This window comes from Rhodoferax sp. RT5P35 (genome assembly GCF_056521385.1).
In genome coordinates, this window is record NZ_JBWMAX010000392.1 from 1 (window position 1) to 1,012 (window position 1,012).

The following is a 1,012-nucleotide window of genomic DNA, read 5'->3' on the forward strand; positions in this document are numbered from 1 at the left end:
GCCACCGGCATCTGCCACACCGACTACTACACCCTCAGCGGTGCCGACCCCGAAGGCATCTTCCCCGCCATCCTCGGCCACGAAGGCGCAGGCATCGTGGTCGATGTCGGCCCCGGTGTCACCACGCTGCAAAAGGGCGACCACGTCATCCCCCTGTACACCCCCGAATGCCGCCAGTGCAAGTTCTGCCTCAGCCGCAAGACCAACCTGTGCCAACTGATCCGTGGCACCCAGGGCAAGGGTTTGATGCCCGACGCCACCAGCCGCTTCAGCCTGGACGGCCAGCCCATCTTCCACTACATGGGCACCTCGACCTTCAGCAACTACACCGTCGCCCCTGAAATTAGTTTGGCCAAGATCCGCAAGGACGCACCGTTTGACAAGGTCTGCTACATCGGCTGCGGTGTCACCACCGGCATTGGTGCCGTGCTGTTCACCGCCAAGGTCGAAGCGGGTGCAAATGTGGTGGTCTTCGGCCTCGGCGGTATCGGCCTGAACGTCATCCAGGGTGCCAAGATGGTCGGGGCCGACAAGATCATCGGTGTCGACCTGAACCCAGCCCGCGAAGCCATGGCCCGCAGCTTTGGCATGACCCACTTCCTGAACCCGAAAGACATCGAGGCCGCAGGCGGCAATATCGTGGACGCCATCGTCCAACTCACCGACGGCGGAGCCGACTACAGCTTCGAGTGCATAGGCAACACCAAAGTCATGCGCCAGGCGCTGGAATGCACCCACAAGGGCTGGGGCCGCAGCATCATCATCGGCGTGGCCGAAGCGGGTGCAGAGATCTCCACCCGGCCCTTCCAACTGGTCACCGGCCGCAAATGGGAAGGCTCGGCCTTTGGTGGCGCACGCGGCCGTACCGATGTGCCCAAAATCGTGGACTGGTACATGGAGGGCAAGATCAGCATCGACCCGCTGATCACCCACACCATGCCGCTGGAAGATATCAACAAGGGGTTTGAGTTGATGAAGCGTGGTGAATCTATCCGCGGCGTGGTGCTGTTCT

1 protein-coding gene is annotated in these 1,012 nt (G+C 62.1%); it reads left to right on the forward strand.

Going from position 1 to position 1,012, the window contains the following annotated elements; genetic code table 11:
- Positions 1-1,012: S-(hydroxymethyl)glutathione dehydrogenase/class III alcohol dehydrogenase (locus AC097L_RS26580; protein WP_479589681.1), on the forward strand; the 1,012-nt coding region annotated here is incomplete at both ends.